Annotated in this window: 11 protein-coding genes; all 11 read left to right on the plus strand. The window is 69.6% G+C overall.

What is annotated here, in order from left to right; translation table 11 throughout:
- Positions 1–14 precede the first annotated feature (14 nt).
- The gene (locus tag ACGFNN_RS18310; RefSeq protein ID WP_393557004.1) at positions 15–998 is read left to right on the plus strand and encodes an arabinan endo-1,5-alpha-L-arabinosidase; all 984 of its coding nucleotides are present in this window, start codon (positions 15–17) and stop codon (positions 996–998) included.
- Positions 980–2,434, plus strand: a complete 1,455-nt coding sequence (locus tag ACGFNN_RS18315) for a family 43 glycosylhydrolase (RefSeq protein ID WP_393557006.1) — start codon at positions 980–982, stop codon at positions 2,432–2,434. Before ACGFNN_RS18310 ends, ACGFNN_RS18315 begins: the two co-directional genes overlap by 19 nt.
- 184 nt (positions 2,435–2,618) lie before the next feature.
- Positions 2,619–3,707 (plus strand): pectinesterase family protein, encoded by a 1,089-nt coding sequence (locus tag ACGFNN_RS18320; protein ID WP_393557008.1) that lies wholly within the window; start codon positions 2,619–2,621, stop codon positions 3,705–3,707.
- Between the two features lie 214 nt (positions 3,708–3,921).
- The gene (locus ACGFNN_RS18325; RefSeq protein ID WP_393557010.1) at positions 3,922–4,929 is read left to right on the plus strand and encodes a LacI family DNA-binding transcriptional regulator; all 1,008 of its coding nucleotides are present in this window, start codon (positions 3,922–3,924) and stop codon (positions 4,927–4,929) included.
- 255 nt (positions 4,930–5,184) lie between these two features.
- Positions 5,185–6,606 (plus strand): hypothetical protein, encoded by a 1,422-nt coding sequence (locus tag ACGFNN_RS18330; protein WP_393557012.1) that lies wholly within the window; start codon positions 5,185–5,187, stop codon positions 6,604–6,606.
- The gene (locus tag ACGFNN_RS18335; protein ID WP_393557014.1) at positions 6,603–7,655 is read left to right on the plus strand and encodes an AAA family ATPase; all 1,053 of its coding nucleotides are present in this window, start codon (positions 6,603–6,605) and stop codon (positions 7,653–7,655) included. Before ACGFNN_RS18330 ends, ACGFNN_RS18335 begins: the two co-directional genes overlap by 4 nt.
- On the plus strand, positions 7,655–11,962 hold the full coding sequence (fxsT, locus tag ACGFNN_RS18340) for an FxSxx-COOH system tetratricopeptide repeat protein (RefSeq protein WP_393557016.1): 4,308 nt from the start codon (positions 7,655–7,657) through the stop codon (positions 11,960–11,962). Before ACGFNN_RS18335 ends, fxsT begins: the two co-directional genes overlap by 1 nt.
- A 91-nt stretch (positions 11,963–12,053) precedes the next feature.
- The gene (locus ACGFNN_RS18345) at positions 12,054–13,211 is read left to right on the plus strand and encodes a hypothetical protein (protein WP_393557018.1); all 1,158 of its coding nucleotides are present in this window, start codon (positions 12,054–12,056) and stop codon (positions 13,209–13,211) included.
- Positions 13,208–14,308 carry a caspase family protein gene (locus tag ACGFNN_RS18350; RefSeq protein WP_393557020.1) on the plus strand — a complete coding sequence of 367 codons (1,101 nt, stop codon included), beginning with the start codon at positions 13,208–13,210 and terminating at the stop codon, positions 14,306–14,308. The genes ACGFNN_RS18345 and ACGFNN_RS18350 overlap by 4 nt, the downstream gene beginning before the upstream one ends.
- 78 nt (positions 14,309–14,386) lie before the next feature.
- Positions 14,387–14,605 carry an aldo/keto reductase gene (locus tag ACGFNN_RS18355; RefSeq protein ID WP_393557022.1) on the plus strand — a complete coding sequence of 73 codons (219 nt, stop codon included), beginning with the start codon at positions 14,387–14,389 and terminating at the stop codon, positions 14,603–14,605.
- 37 nt (positions 14,606–14,642) lie between these two features.
- The gene (locus tag ACGFNN_RS18360; protein WP_393557024.1) at positions 14,643–16,403 is read left to right on the plus strand and encodes an HEXXH motif domain-containing protein; all 1,761 of its coding nucleotides are present in this window, start codon (positions 14,643–14,645) and stop codon (positions 16,401–16,403) included.
- Positions 16,404–16,547: the final 144 nt, after the last annotated feature.

Raw genomic sequence — 16,547 nt, forward strand, 5'->3', positions numbered from 1 at the left:
CCACCCCCGACCGCATGGAGGTCCTCGTGAGCCGCACTCTGAGGAGAACCCTCGCAACGATCCCGGTCGCCCTGCTGATGGCCCTCGTGCCGGGCAGCGCCTCCGCCTATCCCAACCCGGGAGTCGTCAACGGCGACATCGTCGTCCACGACCCCAGCATGGTCCGCAGCACCTCGGGCCAGTACCTGCTCTACTCGACCGGTGAGGGGCTGCAGTTGCGCACCTCCACCGACCGCACCGCCTTCGGCCGCTCCGGGAACGCCTTCACGACCAAGCCGAGTTGGTGGAAGAACTACTCCTCGGAATCCGACCCCTGGGCCCCGGACATCTCGTACCACGGCGGCAAGTACCTGATGTACTACGCCGTTTCCTCGTTCGGCTCCAACACCTCGGCCATCGGCCTCGCCGGATCCACCACGGGCCAGGCGGGCAGCTGGACCGACTACGGGACCGTCTACACGTCGAACTCGTCCAGCGACTACAACGCCATCGACCCCAACCTGTTCGTGGACGACGACGGGAAGTGGTGGCTGTCCTTCGGCTCCTGGTGGACCGGGATCAAGATGATCCGGATCGACCCCTCGACCGGCAAGCAGTACTCCGGTGACACCTCCCGGCGCTCCCTCGCCTCCCGTCCCACCGGGACCAAGGCGGTCGAGGCGCCGTACATCGTGAAGAGGAACGGCTACTACTACCTCTTCGCCTCGTACGACACCTGCTGCGCCGGCACCAGTTCGACGTACAAGATCAAGGTGGGCAGGGCCACCAGCGTCACTGGTCCCTACAAGGACAAGAACGGCGTCAGCATGCTCAGCAACGGGGGGACCCCCGTCCTGGAGACCCACGGCCGCTACATCGGCCCCGGCGGTCAGTCGATCCTGGCGGACTCCGACGGTGACCTCCTCGTCTACCACTACTACGACGGCCAGGACAACGGCGCCCCGAAGCTCGGCGTCAACCTTCTGAACTGGAGCAGCGGATGGCCCGTCGCCTACTGACCCTGCTGAGCGCCCTGCTGCTGGCGCTCGCCCTCGGCCAGCCGGCCTCCGCGTCGGCGGCCGAGGGCCGTCCGTTCACCAACCCGGTCAAGGCGCAGAAGGGCGCCGACCCCTGGATCTCGTATCACGACGGCAACTACTACCTGGTGTCCACGAGTTGGACCGACGTCATCACCATGCGGAAGTCGCCCACGCTGGCCGGGCTCGCCACCGCGCCCAGTGTCCAGGTGTGGCAGGGTGACGCGGCGTCGCGCTGCTGCAACATCTGGGCCCCGGAACTGCACTACTCGGGGGGCCGCTGGTACCTGTACTACGTGGCCGGGCAGAACATCGCCGACTACAACCCCACGCAGCGCACGCACGTGCTCCAGAGCGCGGGCTCCGACCCGATGGGCCCCTACACGTACAAGAGCCAACTGGGCGGCAGCTGGATGCTGGACCCCAGCGTCCTCACGGTCAACGGGTCGATGTACCTGCTGGGCAGCGCGAGCGGCGGCGGCACGCAGAACCTCGTCATCGCCCCGATGTCCAACCCGTACACCCTCAGCGGCTCGTTCTCGACGATCTCCACGCCCACCCGGGACTGGGAGAAGTCGGGCGGCACGGTCAACGAGGGCCCGGAGGTGCTCCAGCGGGGCGGGAAGACGTTCATCGTCTACTCCGCGAGCGGATGCTGGACCCCCGACTACAAGCTGGGCCTGCTGACGCTGACCGGATCCAACCCTCTCTCCGCTTCCTCATGGACGAAGAAGTCGAGCCCGGTCTTCCAGCGGAACGATGCCGCAGGTGTGTACGGGCCCGGACACAACGGCTTCTTCACCTCCCCGGACGGAACGGAGAGCTGGATCGTGTACCACGCCAACGACTCGGCGTCCGGCGGGTGCGACAACGGCCGTACGGCGAGGGCGCAGAAGTTCGGCTGGAACTCCGACGGCACCCCGAACCTGGGTACCCCGGTCGCGCTCGGCACCACTCTCGCCGGGCCCTCCGGAGAGGCGGCCACCACCCCCACCGCCTACACCGTGGTCAACCGGGCCACGGGCAAGTGCCTCGACGTGAGCGCGGGCGCCACCACGGACGGGGCGAACGTCCAGCAGTGGACGTGCGACGGCACCGCGAAGCAGCGGTGGCGCGTCGAGGACCGGGGCGACGACACCAGCCGCCTCGTGAACGCCGCCACGGGCAAGGTGCTCGACACGGCGGACTGCTCCTCGGCCGACGGCGCCGATCTGCGCCAGTGGTCCTGGCTCGACAACACCTGTCAGCGCTTCCGTTTCGTCACCACCGAGGCCGGAGGGTGGGTCCGCATCGTCAACCAGGCCACCGGGAAGGTCGCCGACGTGGCGGACTGCTCATCCGCCGACGGCGCCGACGTCCGTCAGTGGAGCTGGCTGAACAACACCTGCCAGCAGTTCAAGCTGGTCCCGGTCTCCTGAGGTCTCCCCGCCTCACGAGACCCCACGGGCCCTCCGGAAGCCACCCAGGCCGCCGGAGGGCCCTGGCGTTCCAGGAGCGCGGGCCGGCGCCTTGCGGCCCTGAGGTAACCCATCGGCAACCTTCGGCGGGACGGCGGCGACTACTTCCCGGAACCCCACCTCTTCCCGATGAACGGATCAGCCCATGGCAGCCAGTCGACGCACCACCACCCCCCGCCACCGCGGCCCTCACAAGGCGGTGTCCGCCGGGACGGCGGCGCTTCTGGCCGCTGCCTCCCTCTGGACCATCGGGTCGGTGTCCGAGGCCGAGGCGGCGACCACGATCACCGTGGCCAAGGACGGCAGCGGGCAGTACACCAGCGTGCAGGCGGCGGTCAACGCGGTCCCGTCGGGGAACACCGCGCGGGTCGTCGTCTCCATCAAGCCGGGCACGTACCGCGAGCTGGTGAAGATCCCCTCCGACAAGCAGAACGTCACCCTTCAGGGCACCGGCTCCAGCCGGAGCGACACCGTGATCGTCTACAACAACGCGTCCGGTACGAAGAAGCCCGACGGCTCGGGCAACTACGGGACGAGCGGCAGCGCGACGGTCGCCGCCGAGGGCAACGGCTTCCAGGCCCGCAACCTCACGATCTCCAACGACTTCGACGAGGCCGCCAACCAGAGCATGAGCGACCGCCAGGCCGTCGCCCTGCGCACCGCGGCGGACAAGGTCTTCCTCGAGTCGGTGGCCGTCAACGGCGACCAGGACACCCTCCTGCTCGACACCGCCTCCAAGTCGACGCTGGGCCGTGTCTACATGACCGACTCCGTCGTCGTCGGCAACGTCGACTTCATCTTCGGACGCGCCACGGCGGTCATCGACTCGTCGGTCATCACCCTGAAGAAGCGATGGGACGGCAGCTCCGCCGGCTACATCGCCGCACCCAGCACGGCCGCGGACCGCAAGGGCTTCCTGTTCACCGGGTCCACCGTCAACGGCGACGTCTCGGCATCGTCCTTCTACCTCGGCCGCCCGTGGCACGCGGGTGGTGACGCCTCGCTCGACCCGATGGCCACCTTCCGTCAGACCACGCTCAGCTCCGCGGTCAAGTCCGCGCCCTGGACGGACATGAGCGGATTCTCGTGGAAGGACGACCGCTTCGCCGAGTACAAGAACACCGGTCCGGGCTCCGGCGCCGCGAGCAGCAACCGTCCGCAGCTCAGCGACTCCCAGGCGGCGGGGCAGGAGACCGCCGACTGGCTGGCAGGCTGGACACCCTCCGCGTCGTGACCCACGCTGGGCCGTGAACGGCACGAGCGGGTAGTCGGCACCGAGACCGAATCCATGGGTCGAAGCGCTTCGACGCGACTCTGGACAGTGTCTGTGAGCGAGTCTAGGCTCCACGATGTCTGTGCATGTCAGAGTGCGAAGGGGAGCGCAGCGCCGCGCTGTCGAAGCGCTTCACTCGCCCTCCCTGCGGCACCATCCGTAGGGGAGAAGCCGAATGGTCACGCTTGCCGAGGTCGCCCAGCACGCCGGAGTGTCCGCGAGCACGGTGAGCTACGTCCTCAGCGGGAAGCGGTCGATCTCGGCCTCCACCCGGGAGCGCGTTGAGGACAGTATCCAGCAGTTGGGCTACCACCCGAATGCCGGGGCGCGCGCCCTCGCCAGCAGCAAGTCGAACATCATCGCGCTGATGGTGCCGCTCCGCACGGACATGTACGTCCCGGTGATGATGGAGATCGCCATCGCCGTCGCCACCAGCGCCCGCACGCACGGGTACGACGTACTGCTCCTCACCGGCGAGGAGGGTCCGGCGGCGGTCCGGCGCATCGCGGGAAGCTCCCTGGCCGACGCCATGATCCTCATGGACGTCGAACTCCACGACGAGCGACTGCCGTTGCTGCGGGACTCCGGCCGGACCGCCGTGCTCATCGGCCTGCCCGTCGACCCCTCCGGAGTCACGTGCGTCGACCTCGACTTCGAGGCGACCGGGGCGCTGTGCGTGGACCATCTGGCCGGCCTCGGACACACGGAGGTGGCGGTGATCGGAGAGGCGGCCGCCGTCTACGAACGCCACACCGGCTTCGCCGAGCGGACCCTGGACGGCATCCGCTCGAAGGCGCAGGAGGCGGGGGTGCGGATCCTGCACCGGCCCTGTGAGGGCGGATACGCCGCGATGGCGGGCACGCTGGCCCGCGTGTTCGACGAACGCCCGGGGACGACCGGCTTCATCGTCCAGAACGAGGCGGCGGTCGAGCCGCTGCTCAACCTCCTGCAGCAGCAGGGGCGCGCCGTGCCGGAGGACGTCTCCGTCGTCGCGGTCTGCCCCGAACAGGTGGCCACGCAGGCATCGGTGAGGCTCACCTCCGTCGCCATCCCGGCCCAGGAGATGGGGCGCCGGGCGGTGGAACAAGTGATGGCGAAGCTCGCGGGCAGGGAGGAGGACGAAGTGGAGCTGCTGGAGCCGGTTCTGACGGTGCGTGCCAGCTCGGGGCCGGCTCCGGTGTGAGGGGGACGCACCCGTTGCGGTTGCAGGCATTGCCCGGACCTCCGTGTACCAGCGGCGGGGCAAGTGTCACAACTGATCAACACGCCCTGAAGTGAGCCTGGTTGGCAAAGATCCCGCGTGGTAGCTTCGCGATCTGTCATCTAGCTGGTACCGGCTCGACGGGGGTGGTCGGTGATGGTATTCGCACCGCTCGGGTCGCACAGGCCCGACGAGTCGAGGACGCGGCTGATCGGAGAACTGGTCAACTTCCTCTGTGTGCAGGACTTCGTCACGGACCGGGATCAATGTGCCCAGCTGGTGTCCTTCGCGGCTGAGCAACTCGATGCGGAGATAACCTATCTGCGCAAGAATCCCAGGACCGACATGCTCTCCTTCCTGAGAGAGCTCCTCAAGTACGAGCACGGCCTCCGCGCGTTGTCCACCGCGGTGGAAGTGATCGCGGGCCACGAGTACGCGGCCGAACTCGGCCGACTCGTGAAGATCGCCCACGGGGAAGAGAAGCCGAACGGTGTGTCACCGGAGTTCACCGAGGAAACCGTCCGGGAGATCCACCGGCTCCTGGCCGATGTGCGCAGAGTGGACGACGGGCGGCTGCACGCCCTGCTCAACCATGAACTGGGTGTCGATGTGCCGTACGGGCAGACGCCCGCCCAGCGCTTCGACCACCTGTGCCGACTGAACACGCAGGCCGACGGGCTCCCACCGGCGCTCGTGCTGGTCGAGATCACCGCCTTCCTGGAACAGGCGGCGCTGGGCGACGGGCTCAGGGGATGGTCGGACGCCTGGGCCCGAGAGGCCGGAACGGATGCGGTGGAGGCGTTACGGGAGCGCAGGCGTGCGATAGCCGCGCTGCCGATGGCGGATCCGGAGGTGGCACGCTGTCTCGTCGTGATGGTGGAGCCGGCTGACGACAGTTCTGCGGACATCTACGTACGTCACTGGGTCAACGCCGCGCCAGGTTACTGGGAGCCGGTCGCCGGAGACGTGCGCACCACCACCCTCGACAACCTGGCGGGCGAGGTCGAACGTGCCGTCGGTCGCGGCCAGGAACGCTGGTCGGGCTTGCCGGTGATGGAGAACGAGCCGCCCCCTCAAGTGGAGTTCGTACTGCCGTTCACCCTGCTCAACCACGACATGGCCCGGTTGGAGATGGGCACGTGGAGCGGGGATTCATTGCCGCTCAGCCTCCGCTACCACGTGCATCTGCGTTCGCTCGAGCGTATGCGGTCCGCGCGAAGGGACGGATATCTGCCTCTGTGGCGGGAACGATGGACACAACTCAGGAGCGCGGGTGTGGCCGAGTCCTATCGCTGGCATGGCGAAGAAGGGGAGCGCCTCGACCGCTGGCGTGCCAAGCTGATAGCGAACCCAGATCTCACCGCGGTCATTCTCGATGTTCCCGCACTGCCAGGTCTTGGCCTGGACGCACTTGTCACCGCGATCGCTCAGGGGGTGGGCCTTGCAGCCTGGGACCGCAGGACGGACAGTCCTGACCTGTCGGGCGAGGTGCTGACACTGCTGCTCGCCCACCCGCCGTCGCAGATTCCGTCCAAGGTGAGTGCGCTTCGCAGGAAGGCCGAAGGAATGGACCGGGACAACTGGTCTTTGGGGAAGCACCTCGCCCTCCTGTGGGATGATCCCAACCGCCTTGTAGATTGCGAGGAGTTGACAGCATGACCGAGCAGGCCTCGGCAGCGCGGTCCGTCACGCCCCCCTCCTGGAGGGTGTTTCACGCGACAGGGCAGCCCTCGGCAGGGGCCGCACCGGACCTCCCGCAGCCACCACCCTGGAGGGTGTTCTCCGGGAGCCCGCTCCAGTCCAGCCCCCCGGATGACGCAGCTGCGGCGCTCCGTCGGCTGGGAACCGTCCAGGAGGGGCCGCAGTTACGCGAGGAGGAGATCAACGCGGTCAACGCGGCCATCCTCTTGCGCCGTCCCCTGCTGGTCACAGGGCCTCCTGGAGTCGGGAAGTCGACCCTGGCCTATCTGATCGCCCGTGAGCTCGGGCTCGGCCGGGTCCTGCCATGGAGCATCGTCAGCCGGACCACGCTCCGCGGCGGTCTCTACGAGTACGATGCCATCGGCCGTGCGCAGGCCATCGCCGCCTGGCGTGCTGGGGAGGCCCGCGAGCCGGGGAGCGAACCGGCGAGCGCACCCGATCTGGGGGATTTCCTCACCCTCGGCCCCCTGGGGACGGCGCTGCTGGCCTACGGGCGGCCGAGGGTGCTGCTCGTCGACGAACTGGACAAGAGCGACATCGACCTGCCCAACGACCTCCTCCATGTTCTGGAGAACGGCAGTTACGAGATTCCGGAGCTGGTTCGCGCCGGTGACACCGAAGTATCCGTGTTCACCGACGACCCCCAGGGCAGGGCGGTCATCGAATCCGGGCGGGTCGAATGCGCCGAGTTCCCCGTCGTGGTCATCACGAGCAACGGTGAGCGGGAATTCCCGGCCGCGTTCCGGCGCCGCTGCCTGCCCCTTGAGATGCGCCCGCCCAGCAGGGAGCAGCTCGTCTCCATCGTCGTCTCGCATCTGGGGCGGCGCCCGGAAGGCGTCGACGACCTGGTGGAGGACTTCGTCACCCGTCTGGAGGGCGGGGGGACACAGTCCGTCGATCAGTTGCTCAACGCGGTGCAGCTCACCACGGCGGAGGGCTTTGAGGCCGACGGAGAAGGGCTTCAGCTCCTCAGGATGCTCCTTCGAGACCTCTCGAAGGGCCGCTGATGAACGGATCACCACGCGAACGCGCCCCGGATACCGAGCCCGTGCCCGGGTCCCCGCCCTCCGGGACCAGGACCGAGGGCCTCAGCTGGCAGGACCTCGCCGACAGCGTCTGGCTCGCAGCCGCGTGGCACCGGGCCGGGCGTCCGGGTGAGAGGAGCGCGGACCCGGACGGCACGGCAGTGCCCGACGGCGGACCGGAGTTCTCGGACGACGTCACCCCTCCGGCGACGGACGGCCCGGCGCCCTCCGAGGCGGTGCCGTCGGGCAGCACCTTCGTGGACGCCCTGGAAGCCGAGGTCCCTGGGGTGGGTGGGAGCCGGGCCGGCGGTTCTGCGCCAGTTCTGCCTTTCCGCCATCCCTCCGCACGCAAAGGGGCGACACCGCGTCTGGCGAAGGCCCTTCGCGGGCTGGGCAGACGGGTGCCCTCGCGTCACGGGAGCGAGCTCGACGAGGAACGAACCGCCGAGAACGGTGTGATCGACGGTTTGTGGATCCCTTATCTCGACCCGGTCCAGGAGCGGGCCTTCGACCTCATGCTGCTCGTCGACACCGCACCGACCATGCCGGTCTGGGACAGCGCTTTACGGCAGCTGTCCGACGAGGCGGTGCGCAGTGGCGCCTTCCGCGACGTCCGCACCGTCGACGTCGAAATGCCCACCGGACAGGCACCCGTCCTCCGATGGCCGGGAAACCGGCGTGCCGACCCGTCCGAGCTCGTGGACGGCAGAGGGTCCAGGCTGTTCCTCGTCGTGACGGACGGGCTCGCCTCGGGCTGGGCCACGAGTGGGGCCGACGCGCTGCTGGAGCGGCTCGCCATGGCCGGTCCCACCGCGCTCGTCCATCTGCTGCCCCCGTATCTCCGCCATCGTTCCTCCGTGTATCCCTTCCGCGCCCGGCTGGATGCCGCGGGCTTCGGGGCGCTCAACCGCCATCTCCACTGTCACCCTTCGCACGGAGTGCCGGAGCGCTCGCATGTCCTCCCTACGGGTGACGGTTCCGTGGCCGTGCCGGTCCTCAGTCTGCGCCCGGGCTCGTTCCGGGCCTGGGCGGACCTGGTCGCCGGTGAGCGGGGCGTGCGACGGTCCTTGCCCGTGGTCCTGGCCGGCGCGATGGCCAAGGGGGTCTCCGCCCCCGGGCTCAGGGCGCCCAGGCTGGACGGCCCGCGAGCGGCGGCGGACGCCGTACGCAGGTTCTTCTCGCTGGCCAGCCCACTCGCGCGCCAGCTCGCCGTGATGCTCGCCGTGGCTCCCATGCGCTTCGACGTCATCGAGGAACTCTGCGACCGGGCCTTTCCCGAGTCGCGACCCGAGCACCTGGCCGAGGTGCTGATGGGCGGACTGATCGACTGGGAGCGGGACGGCAAGGGCGGCCCCGACTTCGCCGAAGGCGTCCGCGAAGCGCTGCTGGCCACGGGGAACCGCACCCAACTCGCCCGAGCCGTCGCTCTGCTGGCCGAGTCCCGGGCCGGCGGAGAGCAGGGCATTCGGCTCAAGGCGGCTCTGCACGACCCGGAGCGGGCGGCGCTCCCGGAAGGGGCGCCGGTCTGGCTGCGCATCGAACTGGCGGTCCTCCGGGCGCTGGGCGGCATGCCCTACAGGCGACGCGCGGCACACCTGAGGGGTGTGCTGCGGAACGGTGCCACGGCGACAAAAAGTGATAAAGAGGCATCTGATGTGAATGAGTACGGCTCCGCTTCCCCGTCGCATTCGACGGTTCCACCAGGAGGATCTGTGTCGCCGACGACACCACCCGTAGACACCGAGCAGGCCCGGGTCGAAACGCGCACGCCCGACGCGTCGCCGGAGCTGCGGTTCGTCCGCACGGGCCAGCCGAAGATCATGGGCAATGTGCCGCCGAAGAACGCGAACTTCATCGGGCGCGAGGGCCTTCTGGCAGCCGTGGAGAGGCAGTTGCGGGAGGACGAGACGACCGCGGTCCTCCCGCACGCCCTGCACGGCATGGGCGGTGTCGGCAAGTCACAGATCGCCGTCGAGTATGTGTACCGTCACAGTGGCGAGTTCAACGTCATCTGGTGGATCCCGTCCGAGCAGGAGAACCTGATCCTCGGCGCGCTCGCCGACCTGGCGCGCAGCCTCGGCCTCGAGGTGGGACCTCAGGCCAACGCCGCGGTGCCGGCCGTCCGCGAGGCGCTGCGCACCGGAAAGCCCTTCGACAACTGGCTGCTGGTCTTCGACAACGCCGAGAACATCGAGGTCGTCCGGAAGTACTTCCCCAACGGCGGCCCGGGGAAGATCATCGTCACCTCCCGCAACCGTGAGTGGGAGCGCGTGGCAACGCCCCTGAGTGTCGACGTGTTCGACCGGGCGGAGAGCGTGGCCCTCCTGCAGCGCCGAGCCCGCGGTCTGACGACAGGGGACGCGGACCGTCTGGCCGAGGCTCTGGGGGACCTGCCTCTCGCGGTCGAGCAGGCAGGCGCCTGGCACGCCGCGACGGGGATGCCCGTTGACGAATATCTCGGGCTCCTGGAGGAAGGCCGCCCGGAGAGCCTGGAGCTCGACCCGTCCCCCGAGTACCCGGTGCCCGTCGCGGCCGTTTGGGACATCTCCCTCGGGCGACTCTCGCAGGAGAACCCAGCAGCCCGGCAACTCCTCCAGATCTGCGCCTGCATGGCGCCGGAGCCCATCCCGCTGAGCCTCTTCAGGGGTGGACGTAACGTCGAGGTCACCCCTGAGCTGGACCCGGTCCTCCGTGACCCGCTGCTGCTGGCCCGTGCGACCCGTGACCTCAGCAAACTCTCGCTGGTCAGGCTGGACCACAAGACCTCCACCCTGCAGATGCACCGGCTCATGCAGAACGTGATCGTGGCCAGGATGGAACCGGAGGAGCGCGCCCGGATGACGAGGGCCGCGCACCTGCTGTTGACCACGGCCAAGCCCGGGGCGCCTGCCGCGCCGGACCAGTGGCCCGCCTACCAGGCCATTCTTCCGCACATCCTGGCTTCAAGAGCGGTGGAGAGCTCCGATGCCTGGGTCAGGGACCTCGTCTACGACATGGTCTTCTTCCTCTACTACTGGGGCGCCCACGAGTCGGGAGCCGCTCAGGCCCGCCTCGCCTGGTCGGCCTGGCGGGCCCAGTCGGGCGATGAGGACCTGCACGTCATCCGGATCACCAAGCTCCTCGGCTTCTACCTCCGCCTTCTGGGACGCTCGGAGGAAGCGATCGCGCACAACGAGCGGGCGCTGACCATCTCCCGCGGTGCGCAGGTTCCCGAAGAGGAACTCATCGACTCCATGTGGCAGATGGCAGGCGCGCTTCGACACCGAGGAGAGTTCGCCAAGGCGCAGGAACTGTCCGAGGAAGCCTTCACACGCGCGAGTGACAGCTTCGGTCCCGAAGACCCGGCTACCCTCAGCGCGGCGCACGACTACGGGGTCTCCCTGCGCCTGAACGGCCGCTTCGCCCTCGCCCGAGAGATCGACGAAGAGACAGCACGCCAGAGGGAATTGCTCTACGGGCCGGTGAACGGTCTCACTCTCAATACTCTGAACGGACTGGCCATCGACTTGCGGGAGTCCGGAGACTATCTGGGTGCGCGCGCCCTCCAGGAGTCCAACTATCCCACCTACGTGACCAACTTCGGTGAGACCAATGCGGCCACCATCCGCGCTGCGCTGAACCTCGGCGTGTGCCGACGCCGCGCCGGTGTGGTCGAAGGAGGCCTGGAACGCGCGGAGCAGACCCTCGAACGCTTCACCACCCGCTACGGATTCAACAACACCGACGCGCTCAGTGCGGCGATGCACACCATGGTCGAACGCCGTCTGAACGGCAATCTTGTCGGGTCACGGGAACTTGGGGAGCAGGCCCTTGCCGCTTATCCCAAGGTTCTGGGGGACCGCCACCCGCACACTCAAACTGCCCGGCTTAATCTTGCTGCCACCCTGCGTGCCCAAGGCGCCACGGACCGGGCGGAGAGTCTGGACACCGAGGCGCTGGCCAGGCTTGAGAGCACGCTCGGTCCGAACCACGTCAACACACTGACCGCTGCGATGTGCCGGGCCAACGACCACTACGCGCGGCTCGACTTCTCCCAGGCACTCGCTGTGGACGACGGACTCCTCCCCAGGTTCGGCGAGACTGTCGGCGACGCACATCCTCTGACACTCGTCTGCATGGCGAACCTGGCGCTCGACCGACGTGGGCTCGGCGACACGGAGGAGGCCGACCGGCTCAACAGCACGGCGGTGGCGGAGCTTTCACGTGTGCTCGGCACCGGCCACCCGTGGCACACGGCTGCCAGGCTGCACCAGCGGATCGAGTGCGACATCACACCTCTGCCGATGTGAGACCGAGGGTGTCCAGCGCATCACCGGCTTCGTTCCGCCGCCCACCTCCGTGGGCGGCGGACGACCGACACGGAGTGACGGGGCGGGCTTCATGACCACAGTGATCTTCATCCACGGCACAGGCGTGCGTGAGCCACATCTGACGGCGCTGCTGACGCGGGTCGAAGCGGGCTTGGCCGAAGTGGCGCCCGGGGCGCGCCTGACCGCGTACGACTGGGGCGGACCGTTCGGTGCGAAGCTCGGCGCGGATGGGGCCAGCATCCCCGCCGCGCCCGGCGCAGGGACGGCCCGGAGCGTCGGTGACGGGGACGACGCGGATGAATGGGCCCGGCTCTACGACGATCCCACCGCCGAACTCGTCACCGTTGCCGCAGGTGGAGGCGCACGCGTCACCGCCCCGGGAGCGGCATTCGCCTGGGAACGGCCCCGTGCGCTGCTGCGGGACATCGCGGCGCGGGGAGAGCCGGCGGCAGAACCCCTCGGCGCGGGGGTCGGGGAAGCGGCCACGGAGCTTGCCGGCAGCCCGCTGCTCGAACTCGCGGCCGAGAGCCTCGAACCGGAGAGCCTCGCGTGGGTCCTGGCCCGAGCGCTGGCCGCAGCAGTCGTCGCGGCGCGGCTACGCGGCGACGACCCGGTGCTCACCGGCGGCGACGAGAGGGACGCGGCCGTCGCCGCCCTCGCCGTACGCCTGGGTGCCGAGCAGACCGGCACCGGCCGAGGCCCGCTGCTCCGGGCGGCGAGCCGACCGCTGGTACGAATGACCTCCCGCTACGTGCTCCGACGCAGGCGGGCGCTCACCGACGCCGCGCACCCGGCCGCGGGGGACATCCTCAAGTACCTGGCCCGTGGGGCGGAAACGCGCGAGGGACTCAGGGAACTCGTGGCCACGCTGGAGCCCCCCGTGGTCGTGCTAGGGCACAGCCTCGGCGGGATCATCTCGCTGGACACACTCATATCCGGACCGCTGCCGGGCGTCGAACTTCTCGTCACCGTCGGCTCCCAGGGGCCGTTCCTCTACGAGACAGGCGCACTGCCCTCGCTCGTACACCCCGATCCGCTCCCCTCCCACGTGCCGCCCTGGCTCAATCTCTACGACTGTCGTGACCTGCTCGGGTACGCCGCCGAGCCGGTCTTTCCCGGCCGGGCCCACGATGTCCCCACCGACAGCCGCCAGCCATTCCCCGTAGCGCACAGCGCCTACTGGAGCGACCCTGCCGTCTACCGCGCGATCGGGGAGCGGCTCCCATGAACCGCGAGGCTGTCCGACCGGACCAGATGTTCGCCCTGGTCGTAGGAATCGAGCGATACGCCGCAGGCGAAGACTGGGACCTCCCCGGCCCGGCGCGGGACGCCCTACGCTTCTGCGACTGGCTGCGCGCCCGCGGCGTCCCGGAATCCAACATCCAGCTCCACCTCTCGCCGCTGCCCGGAACCGCCCCCGGCGTCCCCTTCCGGTCAGCCGACCACGACTGTCTGCGGCGCGCCTTCGTGGAGGACATCCCACGCCGCTCCGACAAGGCGCTGTGGGTCTGGTGGGGTGGTCACGGAGTGCTGGACGTCAACGAGAGCATGGCGCTCTACGCCTCGGACGCCACTCTGACCGACCGGCGCGCCATCGACGTGGAGTCGGCGCTCACCCGTCTGAGAAGCGACGCGACGCCCTGCCACGCCAGGCAGATGTGGCTGATCGACGCATGCAGGACCTTCGACGAACTGCACCGCTTTCCCCAGTCCCTGTCGGTCGAGAGGCTGCCCACGGGGGCACGGATCCTCGCTCACGAGCAGACCCTGATGTTCGCGGCAGGGCGCGGCCAGCGGGCCGGGAACGATCCACGGCGCCGGCTCGGCCTGTTCTCGGACATTGTGCTGGGTGAACTTTCGGACGATCCGCTGCCCGACCCCCTGCCGCTCTTCGAGGCGGTGAAGGCGAAACTGGCCGCTCTGAGGGCGGCGGGAAGCACCGATCAGATCCCGGGCCTGCGGCTGGAGACGCCGGGGCATTCGGAGCGCCTTCCCGCAGTGCCGCTGCCGGGCAGGGCCCAGCGAGAGCGGGCTTCGGGCGCGCCGATGGCGGGGCTCGTGGCCGCCCTTCTCGCGTATCCGCTGATGAAGGACCGTGACGAACGCCAGGGACTCGTCAACGAACTCCCACCGGCAGTCGTCGCACGGATGCCGAGGCATCCCACACCACGGGTCGACGTGATCGGGATCGTACGCTCGATCGCAGAGAGGCCGGGCGGCCTGTGGAAGCTGTTCGACGCGGTGACACTGTTCGACGACGACCCGGACCGTGCGCGTGAACTCCGGCGCCGGATGGAGGATTTCGAAGCAGCGACCGAGCCGTGATGGTTATCGCCTGGCGTGATCACACGGGTTTCGGGAAGGAAGCCGAGTCGTCATGATGGAGTAAAACGGAGGCATCCTGTGCCACCGCACGCGAAGGGGGAGCGCGCCTTGTACCAGCAGGTGCCGGCCGACGGCACACCCGATGACCTCGAGTCCGACATCGCGGACCTGACGACCGTAGGAGTCGCCGATCTGAGAGGCCTCACCCCTCGGGGCGGGGCGGCACGGCTGCTCGCGGAACTCCGGCGCGCGCGGCACAACGCGATGGGCACGGGCGAGCCCGGGCGGGCAGAGTAGCCGCCATCTTCCGTATCCGTCCACCACGGGGAGCGATGTGTACGCGCCGATCCGCATGCCCGGCCCGCTGTTCGACGAGATCGCCGCAGGCGGCGGCTCGGCCGAGGCCGTCGTCTTCCTGGCACGGGGTGAACGCACGCGTCGGCTGTTGCTGTTGGCCGAGCTCCTCGACGCCCTCGACGCCGACCCGGGCCTTCTCGGACCGCTGCGGGGGAGCGCGGCCTGGCCCGTGGTCGAGGCTGCCGCCCTCCGGGCGCCCGGAACCGTCGACGAACTCCTGCTGACCCCGCAGGTGGGCAGTTGGCTCGCACATACGCTGCGCCGCCTCCACGGCACTGCCGCAGGCCCACCGCTGTGGGTCGACGCGGGGCAGATCGCCTCCGTGGCGGCGGTGGCGGCCGTACGGGCGGGGACGGATGCCGAGCTTCTTCTCCCCGCCCGGGACGGCGCGGTCAGCCTGCCCGCGCTAGGCATGGTCCGGCTTCCCGGACCACCCGGGTTCCACCCTGTGGAGGTGACGGTGTCCGGGGGAGAGCTCTCCCTTGCCACCGGGAACGGGCAGGCCGTCGCCGTACGTCCGCTTGCTGAACCCGAGTCGGCGCACTGGCTGCCCGTGCACACCCTGCCCCTGGGTGACGGCACCGCATCCGTGCAACTGGACGATCTCGACCCTTACCGCGACCTGGACGAGCCGGTAGCGCCTGAACGGCTGGAGGCCGGTGAACTACGCGCGTGGAAGAACATGTTCCGGGATGCGGTGACCATACTCGGCAGGGGCGGCGGCGGACCGGGAAGCCTGCGGCCGGAGGAGATCAGCCGCATCGTGCCCTGGCAGCCGAGGAGTGACTCCACGTCGCTCCCCGTGCCTGCCGAAGGGCTCAGCGCCTCCACCGGGGACGCCTTCGCCTCCATGGTGATCGCCCGGCCGCCGGACGGCCTGGCCCTCGCGGAGACACTTGTGCACGAGTTCCAGCACAGCAAACTCGGCGCCCTCCTCCACCTGTTTCCGCTGCTCGGCGACGACCGCTCCGAGCACCACTACGCCCCCTGGCGTGCCGACCCCCGTCACCTGCCCGGCCTGCTGCACGGCGCGTACGCGTTCGTGGGGGTCACCGGCTTCTGGCGGGAGAGGATCGGGGACCCGGCGGATCATGACGACCGGGCGCCGTTCCTCTTCGCGCTGCGCCGCCTGCAGACCCGGATGGTCCTGCGCACCCTCGCGACCCGGGCAACCCTGACCGGGCCGGGCCGGAGGCTGGTCACCCGGCTGTCCGACACCGTCGACGGGTGGCTGCGGGAGCCGCTGGACCCCGCCACGACGGACAGGGCACGGGCCGCTGCCGCCAGCCACCGGGTGGAGTGGCGACTGCGCCATCTGCGGTGCGCCGAGGAGGACAGGATCACCCTGGTCAAGGCCATGCGCACCGGAGCGGCTCCGATGCGGACGGGGGAGCCGCTGATCACGCGGGAACCGGGCGGTGGTTACTGGCACGACGGACGGACGGCCCTCTACGCACGGACGCGACCTCGCTCGGGCAGGGCGTCCACCCCGGACGAACTGCTGGTCACGGGAGACCCGGAGGCGGCACGGGCGGGGTACACCGAGCAGCTGACCGGGACCGGTCCGCTGGACCCTCACGCCTTGGCCGGCTGGCTACTGGCACATACCGTTCTGCACCCGCGGGACCGCAGGCTGCTCGCACGGCCGGAGCGCCTCACGCCGCTCCTGGCGGTCTCACCGCCCGAGGAGTGGACGCGGATCGCCCACTGGCTGGCCCATGGTCCGGCGGCCGGCTGAGCGGACCTGCACGGGAGGGGTGGGGGGGGGGGGGGGCGCCCCGCCCCCCCCCCCCCCCCCAAAACCCCCCCCCCCCCCCCACCCCGCGGGGGGGGGGTGCCGCCCCCCCCCCCCCCGCGGGGGGAGGTAGGGCCAAAAGACGGC

Origin of the sequence: Streptomyces sp. NPDC048590 (genome assembly GCF_043199535.1) — a bacterium.
Taxonomy (GTDB): domain Bacteria; phylum Actinomycetota; class Actinomycetes; order Streptomycetales; family Streptomycetaceae; genus Streptomyces.

Coding starts and splice junctions, on each gene's coding strand:
- fxsT (WP_393557016.1), top strand. CDS start 7,655: ATGAACGGATCACCACGCGAACGCGCCCCGGATACCGAGCCCGTGCCC.
- ACGFNN_RS18325 (WP_393557010.1), top strand. CDS start 3,922: ATGGTCACGCTTGCCGAGGTCGCCCAGCACGCCGGAGTGTCCGCGAGC.
- ACGFNN_RS18345 (WP_393557018.1), top strand. CDS start 12,054: ATGACCACAGTGATCTTCATCCACGGCACAGGCGTGCGTGAGCCACAT.
- ACGFNN_RS18310 (WP_393557004.1), top strand. CDS start 15: ATGGAGGTCCTCGTGAGCCGCACTCTGAGGAGAACCCTCGCAACGATC.
- ACGFNN_RS18350 (WP_393557020.1), top strand. CDS start 13,208: ATGAACCGCGAGGCTGTCCGACCGGACCAGATGTTCGCCCTGGTCGTA.
- ACGFNN_RS18335 (WP_393557014.1), top strand. CDS start 6,603: ATGACCGAGCAGGCCTCGGCAGCGCGGTCCGTCACGCCCCCCTCCTGG.
- ACGFNN_RS18315 (WP_393557006.1), top strand. CDS start 980: ATGGCCCGTCGCCTACTGACCCTGCTGAGCGCCCTGCTGCTGGCGCTC.
- ACGFNN_RS18320 (WP_393557008.1), top strand. CDS start 2,619: ATGGCAGCCAGTCGACGCACCACCACCCCCCGCCACCGCGGCCCTCAC.